The following is a 13,665-nucleotide window of genomic DNA, read 5'->3' as shown; positions in this document are numbered from 1 at the left end:
AGGACATGGTGTCCGGCGGCCCTTGAGTTCGTGCGGATGTCAGGCCGGGAGCCATTTGTGAGCAACATTCAGCCCGTCAGAGGAACGCACGACCTTATTGGGGAGCAGCAGCGCCGGCACGCCCATGTGGTGTCTGTAGCCCGCCATATTGCTGGCCTTTACGGGTTTGACGAATGGGCGACCCCGATTTTTGAGGAAACCCGCGTCTTCTCCCGCTCTCTGGGCGATACGTCCGACGTGGTGTCCAAGGAAATGTATTCCTTCAATGACCGTGACGGGGAAAGTCTGACCCTGCGGCCTGAAGGAACGGCGGCAATCTGCCGCGCGCTGGTAACCAATGGCCTGACCCAGTCCCTGCCGCAGAAGGTTTTTTATGCCGGACCGATGTTCCGGTATGAGCGCCCGCAAAAGGGCCGTTATCGCCAGTTCCACCAGATTGGCGCCGAGCTTCTGGGGGCAGCGGAACCTCTGGCCGACGCGGAAGCCATTGCTCTGGCGCACCAGTTGCTGACGGCGCTTGGCGTTGCGGATGATGTGACGCTGGAACTCAATACGCTGGGTGATACAGCCAGCCGGGATGCCTGGCGCGCGGCGCTGGTCGCCTATTTTTCCGGGCATAAAGACAAGTTGTCCGAAGACAGCCTGAACCGTCTAGAAAAAAATCCGCTGCGTATCCTCGACAGTAAGGACGCCGGGGATTGCTCTCTGGTGGCCGATGCGCCGATGATGGAAGAGTTCCTGACCCCGGAGGCCCGCACGTTCTGGGATGGTCTGCTGCGCACACTGGATGGGTTCGGGATTGCGTATAAAATCAACCCGAGCATTGTCCGCGGGCTGGACTATTACAACCATACGACGTTCGAGTTCGTCACGCGCCGCCTTGGCTCACAGGGCACAGTGCTGGCTGGCGGGCGGTATGATGGGCTTGTGCAGCAGATGGGTGGGCCGGAAGTGCCCTCTATTGGCTGGGCCGCGGGGATTGAGCGGCTTGCGATGTTACTGGAGGCTGCCCCCGCAGCCCCGCGTTCTGTTGTGATTGTGCCGGTGGGGACGCCAGATGAAAACGCCGTCCTCGCCATTCTGCAAACGCTGCGCCAGCAGGGTGTGCGGGTGGAAATTGGCTACCGCGGCTCCCTGCGGAAGCGGATGGAGCGGGCGGGTAAGCAGAACGCCAGCCATGTGCTGTTTCTGGGGGATGATGAGCTGGCGCGAGGCAGCTTCCGTGTGAAAAACATGGAAACGGGTGAAGAAGCAGAAGTGTCTCGTGAGACGCTGTTTTCCGCTGCGGCCAGCGTGTTTGCAAAAGCAGGTGAGTCTGCCGCGCAATGACTCTGGACGAACGGCTGGACAGAATTGTTGGCCGGGCGCTGGAGCTTGAGGCCCTGCTGGCAAGTGGTGTGAGTGGAGAGGCGTTTACGCAGGCCTCGCGGGAATACGGGGAGATAGAACCCGTTGTCTCCCGTATTAACGCCCTGCGTGCGGCCGAGCAGGGCGCACGTCAGGCGGAAGCTCTGCTGGCTGACCCGGAAATGAAGGAACTGGCAGAAGCCGAACTGGCCGAGCTGCATGATGCCCTGCCACAACTGCGGCAGGATGTGCGGCTGGCGATGCTGCCGCGGGATGCAGCGGATGAGCGCAGCGCCATTCTGGAAGTGCGGCCCGCTGCGGGCGGGGATGAGGCGGCGTTATTCGCTTCCGAACTGTTTGACCTGTATCGCCGGTACGCGGATCTGCGGGGCTGGCGCTTTTCCGTCATGGATTATGATGAAAGTGAGTTGGGCGGCCTGCGGTGTGGCATTGCCGAAATTACCGGCAAGGGCGTGTTTGCGCGCCTGAAATATGAATCCGGTGTGCATCGGGTCCAGCGTGTGCCTGCCACGGAAAGTCAGGGTCGCATCCATACCTCTACCGTGACGGTGGCTGTGCTGCCCGAAGCAGAAGAGGTGGATGTCACGATTGATGAAACCGATTTGCGCATAGACGTCTATCGTGCCTCCGGCGCGGGTGGGCAGCATGTGAACAAAACGGAAAGTGCTGTGCGTATCACCCACATGCCGAGCGGCATTGTGGTGGCCATGCAGGAAGAGAAGAGCCAGCATAAGAACAAGGCCAAGGCCATGAAGATCCTGCGGGCGCGGCTGTATGAGCAGCAGCGGGCGCAGGCCCATGAGTCCCGGGCCGCAGACAGACGTTCTCAGGTCGGGACGGGGGACAGGTCGGAGCGTATCCGTACCTATAACTTCCCGCAGGGGCGGGTGACGGACCACCGTGTGACTCTCACCCTCTACAAGATTGACCGCATCATGCTGGGCGAGATTGATGACTTTGTGGACGCGCTGACGCAGGAAGAGCAGGCAGCCCTGCTGGCGGCGGAAGGTCTGTAAGCCGTCTGCTGTTTAGCTGACCGGCGTTGCGCAGACGCTGGACTGGCCGGGGTGATGTTCGGCGGCGTCCGGATCATCCGGGTCCTGCAGAAAAAACTCGGTGAAGTTGTCTGACCCCAGCGCATAGAAATGATGGTGGTCGGGGTTATGCAGGGTGCCATCACTGTTCACCTCATGCGTTTCCACCCGGCCTTCCGGGGTGCGGATCGTAATTTCTCCGCATAAGGTATAGGTGTGCTCAAGCCGGCCTGCCGGGGTCGTCACGTGGATGGTTTTTTCCGGGGTCTTGTCATTCAGCCGGATGGTGGCAGCAAGGGTGCCGTCAATATAAATGCGCGAGACTTCCGAGATTTCAGCACTGGCTTTCCCGTCCGTTACGGTAAAGTCGCCAGCCAGAGCTGGTGTCACGACAAGCGGGGCTGTGACAAAAGATGCGCAAACCGCTAAGGCCGTACGGGAGATGAGGGGAATGCTGAAAAAACGCGTCATGACACCCAAGCCGCTGACAGGACAATACTCCCGTGACTAGAGCAGAAAACCACCAGACCTGCCAGCCGCTGGAGCAGCTTCTGGCTCTGGGCACCCGCCAGTTGCGCGACGCTGGCATTGAAGGGCCGCGGCGTGAAGCCCGGCTGCTGCTGATGTACGCTCTGGGCCTTACCGCCGAACAGATGCTCTCTCGCTCCCCGCGAGATCTGGTGCCGGACCAGCCGTTTCTGACCTATCTGGCACGGCGGGCGGCGCGGGAGCCGATGGCGTTTATAACCGGCAGTAAAGGGTTCTGGACGCTGGATCTGGCGGTCACCCGCGCGACGCTGGTGCCGCGGGGGGATAGTGAGACGCTGCTGTCCTGCCTGCTGGATTATTGCCCGGACACCCAGAGCAGCAAAGCCATGCTTGACCTCGGCACGGGCACGGGCTGCCTGTTGCTGGCTGCTCTGGCGGAATATCCGGAGGCATGGGGGATCGGGGTAGATATCAATCCGGAAGCCGCCGTGCTGGCGCAGGGCAATGCCCGCCGCTGTGGTCTGGCGGACAGAGCGCTCTTTATGGCCGGAGTGTGGGATAATGCCCTGCAAGGTCAGCGTTTTGATGTGGTTTTGAGTAACCCGCCCTATATACCTACTGCTGATCTGGCTGAACTGATGCCTGAGGTACGCCTGCATGAACCGCTTGCCGCGCTGGATGGTGGTGCAGACGGTATGGAGGCTTACCGGGATCTGTGCGCGCATATGCCCCGGCTGCTGACGCCGGACGGGCTGGCTATTTTTGAAATTGGGATCGGGCAGGGGGAAGACCTGCGGGTAGTGGCCGCTGCGGCGGGCCTTGAGGTGCTGGAAATCCGGTCTGATTTTGGGGATGTGCCGAGAGCCGCAGTTTTGCGGGTCTGTCGTGAAAAGACAGCATAAAAAACAGGTTGGCTTTATGGCCGCTGATTGATAATGTGTCTGTAGCTTATCCTTTTGGTAGCGATGGCCTTATTTTAGCCGCTACCCGGACAAGCCATGGGGCTTTTCACTCAGCAGCGGTTTTCTCTGCGCTGGACTAAGCCCGTTCCGAAAGACAATTCGGCCTTCAGTCAGGAAACGCGTCTTAACACAATAGTCTTGGACTGTTTCTTCATGCAGAACGCCATGAACAGGAAAGTGCTGCGATAGCTCATGAATGTAAAACGGATGCGAACCAGAAATCATCGCCCTAGCGGTGGAAGTGGTGGAACTTCCCGGCATCTGAATGGTCAGATCCCGATGAACCGGAACCATGTTTTTGATAGCCATGGGCCGGACGTCCGTGTGCGCGGGACAGCGCAGCAGCTTTTTGAAAAATATCTCCAGCATGGCCGTGATGCGACGGGTGCGGGTGACCGCGTTGCCGCTGAAGCCTATTTTCAGCATGCCGAGCATTATTTCCGTATCATGAACGCCATGGCGCAGGCCGCGCAGCAGAGCCAGCAGGAACGTGCAGAACGTCAGTCCGCGCGTCAGTCCAGCCGGGCGCAGATGAATGCTGCTGAAGAGGCCGATGAAGGGCATCGCGAGGCAGAAGATGCTCAGTCTGCGCAGCACGATAACGAGCCTCAGCCAGAACTTTCCGAATAATCGAAAAATTATGACTTCTGTGCTTCAGTTCCGGCTTTAAGGGCGGGCTGAAGGGCAGGGCGCGACTGATCCATGCTACGTTCAATGTGGCATGGAAACTGCTGGACACGCGGGCGTGCATGAGTCGTCTTGCAGACGATTTCTGCGTATTCCCGTTTAGAGGATTATTCAAAAAAGAGAAAAACCGAACCCTTTAAAATCTCTCATAACCTTTTTTCTCAGCAAAGAACTGATCAGGCTAATGATCTGATTTTTAAGGAAAGATGGTAGCGGCGGACGGATTTGAACCGCCGACCAAGGGATTATGATTCCCCTGCTCTACCGCTGAGCTACGCCGCCATCGTTCGGTGGAGGTGATCTACTATCCGGAAGGGGAGGCCGTCAAGACGTGAAGTCTGAATTTATTACAAAAATTATGCGGCCCCTTACTGATCCAGATTGCCGCCGCCGAAAATATAATTGCTGACCTGCTGCTCCAGGCTGGAGGGTTCTATGGTGTGCGTCATCATGGTGCCGGGTGCGACCATGGTGCGTGATTTCCCCGGCTCCACCCGCAGAGCGTTATCTGAGGAGAGGGTGCTGCTGCCGATGGTCAGTGTCGTATCTTCTGGCAGTTTCAGGTCAGAATTCAGCCGAAAGCGCACAATGGCCATCTGCGACGCCGGGTCGAGCGCGATGGAGGAAACCCGGCCTACCGTGACCCCGCCAATATCCACGTCCGCACCGCGTTTAAGTCCATTGGCGGACACAAAGCGGGCAGACAGATCATACCGGTCCTGCCCCGGCGCCGTCTGGGTGGCACGGGCATAGAGGGCAAACGCCAGAGTGCCTGCCAGTACTGCGCCGCTAAAAATGCTCGCGCCTGCGCGACCACGTCCAATCATGTCTCTCTTTTCTCCGTCAGCCCTGCTCTGGCGCGCCACACCTTAATTTCATCAATGCTTGCAGCACGTAAGCACATGGTGCAAGGACAACCTTCTTTCTTTGATGCGGCCAGATCAGGGTTTGTAGCGGATGTCTTTCTTTCAGGCGATGATCATAGCGTTCCTGCAGGGTGCTACGGAGCTTTTCCCAGTCAGTAGTCTGGGGCATGCCGTCATTCTGCCTGCGCTGCTGCACTGGTCTTTTGACCAGCATGCCCCGGCGTTTCTGCCGTTTCTGGTCATGCTGCATCTTGGCACGTCCGTCGCGCTGCTGATTTTTTTCTGGAAAGACTGGATGGCGCTCGCCAAAGGCGCGCTGGGTGGTGAGGGCAGAAGTCTGCAAATGCAGAGCCTGCACATCCTGAGCCTTCTGGTGGTTGCGACTATTCCGGCCGTTGTGATTGGTCTGCTGTTTGAACATATGCTGCGCAGCTTGTTTGGGTCCGCCTCGGCTGCCGCTATTTTCCTGTTTCTAAATGGTTTTATGCTTCTGCTGGCTGAAAGGCTGCGGGGTGTTTCCGGGCAGGGTGATGTCCGCACTGTGGCGGATATGACGTATAAGGACGCGGTGGTTATAGGCCTGTTCCAGTGCATTGCGTTCTTGCCGGGCTTTTCCCGGTCCGGGGCGACAATCTGCGCCGGGCTGCTGCGTGGCCTCCGGCATGATACCGCCGCCCGCTTTTCTTTCCTGATGGCCGAGCCGGTTATTATCGCCGCGACAGTACGTGAAGCTTTTAAGCTTCGCTCAGAACCCTTTGATCCGGCGCAGATGCATCTGGCGCTGATTGCGGCTGTGGTGTCAGGGCTTACGGCACTGGCCAGCACAGCGTTCCTGATGCGGTATTTCCGGGATCATGACAGATGGGCTCTGTCTCCGTTCGCGTATTATTGTATGGCGGCAGGGGCTGCTGCGACTGTAATTTTTCATTTCTCTTCGTAAATAAAAAGCCTACGCTGCACAGGCACAGGGCATAAAATGCTGGCAAACCGGGCTGGATCATCAGGCCCGGTTTTTGGTTGGAGGTTACACAGGCTCTCATGGGGTTTTCATCCTGCCCGGATACGGGGCGGTCTCGTCGCAAATCACTTGAGAGAATTGAGCAGGAAAATGGTGCTCAACGGCTGAAGAGAACGCTGGGGCCTCTGCAACTCACCATGCTGGGGGTTGGTTCAACCATCGGGGCTGGCATTTACGTCATGACAGGAACGGCGGCCGCCAACTATGCCGGGCCGTCTATCCTGCTTTCCTTTATTGTGGCCGGGCTGGCCTGCCTGTTTACCGCGTTATCCTATGGGGAACTGGCATCCGCTATGCCGGTCTCAGGCTCAGCCTATACATATGCGTATGTGTCTATGGGTGAGGCCTGCGCCTGGGGCGTCGGCTGGTTGCTGCTGCTGGAATACGGCATTTCCTGCGCCGGTGTGGCTGCGGGCTTTTCTGGTTACGCGGTCAGTCTCCTGCAGGATTTTGGAATTCAGATTCCACACGCGCTAACCACCACGACCCTTCAGGTCATTTTTGATAGTGCCGGACGTCATATTTCAGGCGGCGGCAGGCTGGATCTGGTGGGGGCCTTTTCCATTCTGGTGGTGACGGGCCTTCTGATTCTCGGCGTGAAGGAATCCCTGCGGATCAATACGGCCATCGTCTTCCTGAAAGTGGGGGTTCTGGCAGTTTTTGTGGGTGTTGGGTTGTGGCAGATCCATCCGTCTTACTGGACGCCCTTTATCCCGCCGCATGAGGGAGGGTTCCGCTACGGTATTCCGGGTATTTTCCGGGCGGCGTCCATAATTTTCTTTGCTTATGTCGGGTTCGAGGCTGTTTCCACGGCGTCGTCCGAAGCGCGTAATCCCCGGCGTGATATTCCGGCCGGGATTATCCTGTCCCTGCTGATCTGCACCGCCGTTTACATGATTGTGGCTGCTGTGCTGATAGGCGTCGTGCCTTGGAAGCTGCTGGATGTGGCCGATCCTCTGGCCGTGGCGGTCAATGCCATGCATCAGTCATGGCTGGTGTTTTTTGTTAAAATCGGGGCCGTCATTGGCCTTTGCTCAGTCCTGTTTGGACTGCTCTATGCGCAAAGCCGCATTTTTTTCGCTATGGCGGAAGATGGCCTTCTGATGCCGTTGTTCTGCACTCTGCATCCACGTTTCTGCACGCCATGGGTCGGGACCATTCTGCTGGGTGTTGTGGTGGCCATTGCTACAGCAACCCTGCCTATTGATATCATCGGGGATCTGGTGAGTCTGGGAACAGCCACGGCGTTTGGGATTGTCTGCTTTACGGTGATCTGGATTCGCAATACGGCTCCGGACTTTCCGCGCACCTTTAGCGTGCCGGGTGGCGGTTTTAGCGTGAAGGGACTCTGGATTGGCTATGTCCCGCTTCTGGGGATTCTGTTCTGCCTGATTATGGCGGCGCCGCTGTTTGTAGATATGATTTTTGCTCTGTTTTCCGGGGACCCGGTGCCGGCTACTCTGCTGGCCATCTATTGCGCCTGTGGCTGGGCTAGCTACCGGTTTTATGGCCGTAAACATTCCCGCCTCGGGCAGGAACAGGCGGCCCGCTCAGCCTAAAGAAAAGGCTGCCTGAGGCAGCCTTTAATCGTTCATCGGGTAGGAGGCCAGCAGGCGTTTCTGCTGGCGCCACAGACGGACACCGTGCCACAGGCCGCTGGACTTCCAGCCTTCTTTTTTCTTCTTCGCGCCAATGCGGAATGTTTCCCGGTAATGATGAAACTGGGCTGCATAGGCTTCGCGCAGCGTAGTGCTGGAATCCCAGATATGGGTCGCTTCTGAACCGACACCGTTGATTTCGATAATCTCGAACTTCTCGCCCTGCCGCAACGCCTCGACAGACTCGAATTTCACATCCACCCGACCAAAGTGGAAGTCGGGAATGTCCTGCATGATCTCGTCCAGCCGGTCCACCAGTGCAGGCGTGATGTCCGCCGCGCCGTTATGGAAAATAGCGCCTTTGCAATGGTTGCCCGCAAAAACAAGGTCGAGCGTTTCCCCTGCCGCGAGCACATCGTTCAGGCGGGCCTTGAGGCGCGGCGTATAAATATGCAGTAGCAGGCTGGTGCGTGGGTCCTGTTTGAGCAGGTCCAGCACTGTGGAGTGTCCGTCGCCCGTCAGCATCGGAATATCTTTGTAGGTGAGGGAGGAAATTTCCCCACGGGGACTGTCGGGGTGCCGAATGTAGAACAGACCTGCTTCATTCTTGTAGGGGATGAGCCGCTGTAAAACCAGTTTGATGCGTCGCGGGAAGGCCGCCAGAGCGGCTGTCAGTTCGGCTTCCGTGCGGGCCAGCTTAACGCCGGTGCCGTTACAGCCGACGTCCGGTTTTACAACCACAGGGACGCTGAGCCCTTTCTCCGCCAGAGCTTCCAGCGCGCGTTGTGTGTCATTCGTGCCGGTTATGAGCGTAGTATAGGGCGCGATCCAGCGGGACGCGACGCTACCTGCCATATCCAGAATGCCACTTTTACTCTCACCACACAGGCCGCCTGTCTCAATGCGCGGATTGGCGGCGGTCGGGGTGCTGAAGTCACCGTAACGGATACCCAGCAGGATCCAGTAAATCACAACCGGCGTGTAAAACGCCCAGCCCGGCCAGAATTCAAAGCTGGAGAGCGGAGAGCCAGACTTGCTCCCGGGCTGTGGTGACGGAATGGAGGCCGTATGGGGCTGAGAGGATGGTGACAGCTGGGTCATTTTCCCTGCTTCTGAATGCGGGCAGCAATGCGACCCATAATGATGATTACCAGCACAAAGCCAAAAATACCGACCCAGCGCCAGGCTCCGAGATGGGCCAGCAGAAACCCACCAACGCGCAGCGATAGCGCAAAAAGTGCAGATGTCCAGATCATGGTTGCCAGAATGGTGGCTAGCGTAAAAGTGCGCAAACCAGCATTGAAGAACCCGCAGGCCGTGTAGAGCGGCAGGCGGGTGCCGGGCACAAAACGGCTGATAAAAACGACTTTGAACAGCTTTTGCGTCAGCCACTGGCGTTGCACATCCCGCTCCGGCGTATCAATCCATCTGCGGGCTGGTGGCCAGCGCGCAGCAAGATATCCTAGCCCGTACAGGCCTACATCGCCTGCAACAATTCCGACATAAAGCGCGATTAAAGCGGTGCCCGGCGCGAGCGTGTGCAGATTGACCTGAATGGCGGTAAGAACTGTTGCGGCATCTTCAAGAATAAACGTGGCGATGATGACGATCAGAACCTGAACAAGCGGGTGAGCCGTCGTCAGCGCAAGAAAATGATCCAGAGAGCCGGGCATAAAGGAAAGAGGTCCATAAGGTCGGAGTGCAGGGTTACAGGGTGCGTAACGGGATAAGGGGGAGAAAGGAGTCTCCGCGCGCGGGAATGTCAAGCGATAGCGCAGGGGCGGTCACGCTGCCGGACAGATGTCTCTGAGAGACAGAACAGATGCGGGAGGATAAAGTGACGTCCTGTCCCGCCGGGTTTATGTGAGCAACAACAGGGCTGATACGGAATGCTGAGAAGACAATTTCTTGTTTGCGGGGCTGTGTCCGCCGCTGTGGTGACTCCCGCCTTTGCAAAAAACAAAGCCGCCCGGGCCGTCTCAGGTGCGGAGCAGGGGAGCTATGCTGCGTTTCTTGCCGGTGTGCGGCGGGAGGCGATCAGCAAAGGGCTTTCAGCCTCGGTGGTGGATGAGGCTCTGGTGCTGACGGCAGAACCCAATCAGAAAGTCCTGAAGGCAGACAGGCATCAGCCGGAATTCACCCTGACATGGGCGCAATACAAAGCGCGCGTTATCACCGATAAAAAGATTTCAGACGGGCAGGCGGCAGTCAGTGAGCGTGAGGCCCTTCTGGGGAAGGTCAGCCAGATTTATGGCGTGGATCGCGGTGTGATCGCCGGGATCTGGGGGCTGGAATCCGCGTATGGCACCCGAATGGGCACGTTCCATGTGGTCGATGCCCTTGCGACTCTGGCCTATGACGGCCGGCGGGCTTCCTTCTTCCGGGCAGAGCTGTTCAAGGCACTGACAATTCTGGGTGAAGGCGACATTACGCCGGCAGGGATGCTGGGGAGTTATGCGGGTGCCATGGGACAGCCGCAGTTTATGCCCAGTGCGTATGAGCAGTATGCGGCCAGTTTCCCGGCCGGTGGGCGCCGCGATATCTGGAATAATGAAGGGGATGTTTTCGCCTCCATTGCCAATTATCTGGCCAAATGCCACTGGGTTGCCGGGCAGCCGTGGGGCGAGGCGGTAGATATGCCGGACTCGCTGGAGCAGGGGCAGATCGGCCGGACCATTGTGCGGCCTGTGTCCTACTGGGCCACGCAGGGAGTGCGGCCGCAGGGCGGGGGTGACTTTACGCATCTGGATCTGAGTGGTGCGATTATCCGCCCCGATGGCGTTGGGGGCGAGGCCTATATGGTGTACCACAACTTCAATGTGATCCGGCGGTATAATCCGTCTGATTTCTATGCTCTTGGTGTTGGTCTGTTGGGTAGTGCCGTGGCGTGAAAAAAGCCGTTCTTTTCTGTTGTGTGACTGTTGCGGCCTGTTCCAGACCGCAACCTGAAGTAAAGCCGGATGTGCATTATGTCGTTGGTCCGGCCTGGCAGGCAGGGGCGGCGTGGATGTATCCGCGAGAAGATTTTTCCTATCAGGCTATGGGGTTGGCCGTCCGGCAGGCAGACTCTGGTACGCCGCTGACAACGGATGGAGAAGTGCGCAATCCGCTCTCCATGACGGGAAGCCACCCAACCCTGCAACTGCCCGCTGTTGTGACAGTTATCAATCTGGAAAACGGGCGTGAAATTACGATCCGGGTGAATGAGCGTGGTCCGGCAGAAACAGGACGTATTCTGGGGCTGTCACGCAGGGCGGCTGACCTGCTGGGGGTTGGGGCTGGCCCGGCACGCGTACGGATTATTGAGGATGAAGTGACGAGCCGCCAGCTTGCGGAGCAACTGCCCGGCGGCCCGATGCTACAAATCAGCGCAGCCCCGCGGGAAGCTGTAAAACAGACAGATCTTGCCGGCCCGGTGGCGGGGGCTGAGAGCAGGGGAGTCTCGTCTGCGACGGAGCAATCCACAGTCTCAGCGGCGCAGGGCACTGGGCCGACGCCTGTTCAATTGCCGGACCTCCCGGTGCAGTGGCGGCAGGGACAACCTGTGGCGACGCAACTCTGGGTTGAAACGGCAGATTTTACGGCGCGTGGCGCAGCCGCAAGGCTTGCTGTGCAGGAGGGAGGCTCGGTCTGGCCTTCTTTCTCACCACAAGGCAAGATGTGGGCTGTCCGACAAGGACCTTTTACGACTATAAGCGACGCGGATGCGGCCCTGAAGCGCGCACTCGCTGATGGCTTGACCGGATCTCATATCGTCGTCGAATAGGAAAGAACGTGCAAACTCGACGGTTTCTTCTCGCAGGAGGCGCAGCCCTCCTCTCAGGTAGTTATTCTCTGACCGCTTTTGCCCGCAAATCAAAGGGAGCGCATCCGCATGCTGCGGCGGCTCCTGCTGGCAGCGCAGTTCCTCTGCCTGATGCTGTGGCGCAGACGCCTGCCACCACGCCTGTTGGCCCGCTGGATACACTGGCGCGCTGGGCCTGCATTGTTGACTATAAGAGTGGCACAACCCTGCTTGAAAAAGCAGCGGATGAACGGATGCCCCCGTCCTCTCTGACCAAGATGATGACGGCTTACGTCACCTTCAGCATGCTCAAGGCAGGTCGCCTGCGGCTGGACCAGCAGCTCCCGGTGAGCGAGCGGGCCTGGCGCATGCAGGGGTCACGTATGTTCGTGCCGCTGGGGCAGAGCATTCCGGTGCAGGACCTCATTCAGGGGATGGTGATCCAGTCCGGGAATGATGCCTGTATCGTTCTGGCGGAAGGGATTTCCGGGTCCGAAGAACAGTTTGTCGCCCTGATGAACGACATGGCGGGCAAGCTGGGTCTGACCAACTCCCACTTTATGAATGCTACCGGCTGGCCCGCGGAAAACCACTACATGACGGCCCGCGATGTGGCCTATCTGGCTCTGCGGCTGATTCATGATTTCCCGGAATATTATCATTATTTCTCGGAAAAAGAGTTCTTCTTCAACAAGATCCGTCAGGCGAACCGCAACGCTCTGGTGGTCAAAGGGCTGGCTGACGGCCTGAAGACCGGCCACACCGATGCCGGTGGGTTCGGGCTGTGCGCCTCTTCCGAGCGAGAAGGCCGCCGGGTGATTATGGCGATCAACGGCCTGCCGTCAGACGGCGCGCGTGCGCGTGAAGGCGAACGCCTGATGGGCTGGGCTTTTGCCAATTTCGAATCCGCGAAGATTGTCTCCAAAGGGGATGTTCTGGAACAGGCTCCTGTCTGGATGGGTGTGAACCAGACTGTGCCGCTGGTGGCCGGGCAGGATTTTGTGATGATGCTGCCGCATGGCTGGCGGAATGGCACCCATATGTCTCTGGATTATCAGGGTCCGATTGCAGCCCCGATCCAGCAGGGCCAGCCTGTAGGGCAACTGACGGTTCTGCTGCCGGGTGGACGGCAGGCTCTGGTGCCGGTGGTGGCCGGGCAGAGTGTCCCGGCTCTGGGTGTCTTTGGGCGCGCCGCACGTCGTCTGCATCTCTGAGCCATGACAAAAGGTCTGTTTGTCACACTGGAAGGGAGCGAGGGGGTTGGGAAGTCTACCCAGCTCCGGCTGCTTCAGTCCGCTCTTGCGTCTCTCGGGCATGATGTTCTGACGACGCGGGAGCCGGGTGGCTCTCCGGGAGCGGAAGATTTGCGGCAGCTTCTGCTGTTTGGCAAAAATCCGCTTTCCCTGCGGGCCGAGATCCTGACGCATTTTGCTGCCCGTGCTGACCATCTGGACAACATGATTACCCCTGCACTGGCCAGAGGCCAGATTGTAGTGTGTGACCGGTTTACAGATTCGACCATGGCCTATCAGGGGTATGGGCGCGCGGAAGGAGAGCCGGATGTACTGGATCTGATTGCTCGCCTGCAAAATCAGTTAGGGCAGGACCCGGACGTAACGTTCCTTCTGGAAGCGCCACGGAATATCGCCCGCCTACGGCTGGCAACCCGCGGCGCGCCGGTGGACCGGTATGAACAGTCTGATGAGGCGTTTCATGCGCGGGTATCCGCCGGGTTCCGTGAAATTGCCCGCCAGAATACCGGGCGCGTTCGCAGGTTGCAGACCGACGAACAGTCAGCAGAAGAGATTAATAGCCTGATTGTGAAAGATATTCTTTCTCACCTCGCGCGGGCCTGACCC

General features: G+C 58.5%; 14 protein-coding genes and 1 tRNA gene. 10 read left to right on the top strand and 5 right to left on the bottom strand.

What is annotated here, in order from left to right:
* The first annotated feature begins 57 nt into the window (after positions 1-57).
* Together hisS and prfA are read left to right on the top strand one after the other, a co-directional pair.
* Positions 58-1,329, top strand: coding sequence for a histidine--tRNA ligase (gene hisS / locus KP699_RS03325; RefSeq protein ID WP_215761627.1), 1,272 nt, complete (start codon positions 58-60; stop codon positions 1,327-1,329).
* A complete protein-coding gene (gene prfA / locus KP699_RS03320; RefSeq protein WP_077929996.1) occupies positions 1,326-2,384 on the top strand; it encodes a peptide chain release factor 1 in 1,059 nt (352 codons plus the stop codon). The genes hisS and prfA overlap by 4 nt, the downstream gene beginning before the upstream one ends.
* A 12-nt stretch (positions 2,385-2,396) precedes the next feature.
* Here prfA and KP699_RS03315 read toward each other — a convergent pair whose 3' ends face one another.
* A complete protein-coding gene (locus KP699_RS03315; protein ID WP_272930517.1) occupies positions 2,397-2,873 on the bottom strand; it encodes a hypothetical protein in 477 nt (158 codons plus the stop codon).
* A gap of 32 nt (positions 2,874-2,905) precedes the next feature.
* On the opposite strand from KP699_RS03315, the gene prmC reads away from it, so the two are divergent.
* Together prmC and KP699_RS03305 are read left to right on the top strand one after the other, a co-directional pair.
* Entirely contained in the window at positions 2,906-3,793 is an 888-nt protein-coding gene (gene prmC, locus KP699_RS03310) for a peptide chain release factor N(5)-glutamine methyltransferase (protein ID WP_215761626.1), read from the top strand.
* A gap of 252 nt (positions 3,794-4,045) precedes the next feature.
* Positions 4,046-4,483 carry a DUF4167 domain-containing protein gene (locus KP699_RS03305; RefSeq protein WP_025825197.1) on the top strand — a complete coding sequence of 146 codons (438 nt, stop codon included), beginning with the start codon at positions 4,046-4,048 and terminating at the stop codon, positions 4,481-4,483.
* 264 nt (positions 4,484-4,747) lie between these two features.
* Here the strand turns inward: KP699_RS03305 and KP699_RS03300 are convergent.
* A tRNA-Met gene (locus KP699_RS03300) sits at positions 4,748-4,822 on the bottom strand.
* Positions 4,823-4,908: 86 nt separating this feature from the next.
* The gene (locus KP699_RS03295; protein WP_077929993.1) at positions 4,909-5,367 is read right to left on the bottom strand and encodes an MlaD family protein; all 459 of its coding nucleotides are present in this window, start codon (positions 5,365-5,367) and stop codon (positions 4,909-4,911) included.
* A gap of 130 nt (positions 5,368-5,497) precedes the next feature.
* On the opposite strand from KP699_RS03295, the gene KP699_RS03290 reads away from it, so the two are divergent.
* The gene (locus tag KP699_RS03290) at positions 5,498-6,346 is read left to right on the top strand and encodes an undecaprenyl-diphosphate phosphatase (RefSeq protein ID WP_215761625.1); all 849 of its coding nucleotides are present in this window, start codon (positions 5,498-5,500) and stop codon (positions 6,344-6,346) included.
* Between the two features lie 98 nt (positions 6,347-6,444).
* A complete protein-coding gene (locus tag KP699_RS03285; protein ID WP_215761624.1) occupies positions 6,445-7,983 on the top strand; it encodes an amino acid permease in 1,539 nt (512 codons plus the stop codon).
* A gap of 24 nt (positions 7,984-8,007) precedes the next feature.
* Here KP699_RS03285 and KP699_RS03280 read toward each other — a convergent pair whose 3' ends face one another.
* Together KP699_RS03280 and KP699_RS03275 are read right to left on the bottom strand one after the other, a co-directional pair.
* Positions 8,008-9,123, bottom strand: coding sequence for an ATP-grasp domain-containing protein (locus tag KP699_RS03280; protein WP_215761623.1), 1,116 nt, complete (start codon positions 9,121-9,123; stop codon positions 8,008-8,010).
* Entirely contained in the window at positions 9,120-9,695 is a 576-nt protein-coding gene (locus KP699_RS03275; protein ID WP_035373296.1) for a DedA family protein, read from the bottom strand. Before KP699_RS03275 ends, KP699_RS03280 begins: the two co-directional genes overlap by 4 nt.
* 216 nt (positions 9,696-9,911) lie before the next feature.
* On the opposite strand from KP699_RS03275, the gene KP699_RS03270 reads away from it, so the two are divergent.
* From KP699_RS03270 to tmk, 4 genes are read left to right on the top strand one after another with little or no spacing between them, the layout of a single operon-like run.
* A complete protein-coding gene (locus tag KP699_RS03270; RefSeq protein ID WP_215761622.1) occupies positions 9,912-10,913 on the top strand; it encodes a lytic transglycosylase domain-containing protein in 1,002 nt (333 codons plus the stop codon).
* Positions 10,910-11,788 carry a septal ring lytic transglycosylase RlpA family protein gene (locus tag KP699_RS03265; RefSeq protein ID WP_215761621.1) on the top strand — a complete coding sequence of 293 codons (879 nt, stop codon included), beginning with the start codon at positions 10,910-10,912 and terminating at the stop codon, positions 11,786-11,788. The genes KP699_RS03270 and KP699_RS03265 overlap by 4 nt, the downstream gene beginning before the upstream one ends.
* A gap of 8 nt (positions 11,789-11,796) precedes the next feature.
* Positions 11,797-13,020 (top strand): D-alanyl-D-alanine carboxypeptidase family protein, encoded by a 1,224-nt coding sequence (locus tag KP699_RS03260; protein ID WP_215761620.1) that lies wholly within the window; start codon positions 11,797-11,799, stop codon positions 13,018-13,020.
* 3 nt (positions 13,021-13,023) lie between these two features.
* A complete protein-coding gene (tmk, locus tag KP699_RS03255; RefSeq protein ID WP_215761619.1) occupies positions 13,024-13,662 on the top strand; it encodes a dTMP kinase in 639 nt (212 codons plus the stop codon).
* Positions 13,663-13,665 lie beyond the last annotated feature (3 nt).

Origin of the sequence: Acetobacter sp. P1H12_c (assembly GCF_018811975.1) — a bacterium.
GTDB lineage: Bacteria > Pseudomonadota > Alphaproteobacteria > Acetobacterales > Acetobacteraceae > Acetobacter > Acetobacter persici.
This window is presented reverse-complemented; position numbering and strand designations above follow the sequence as displayed.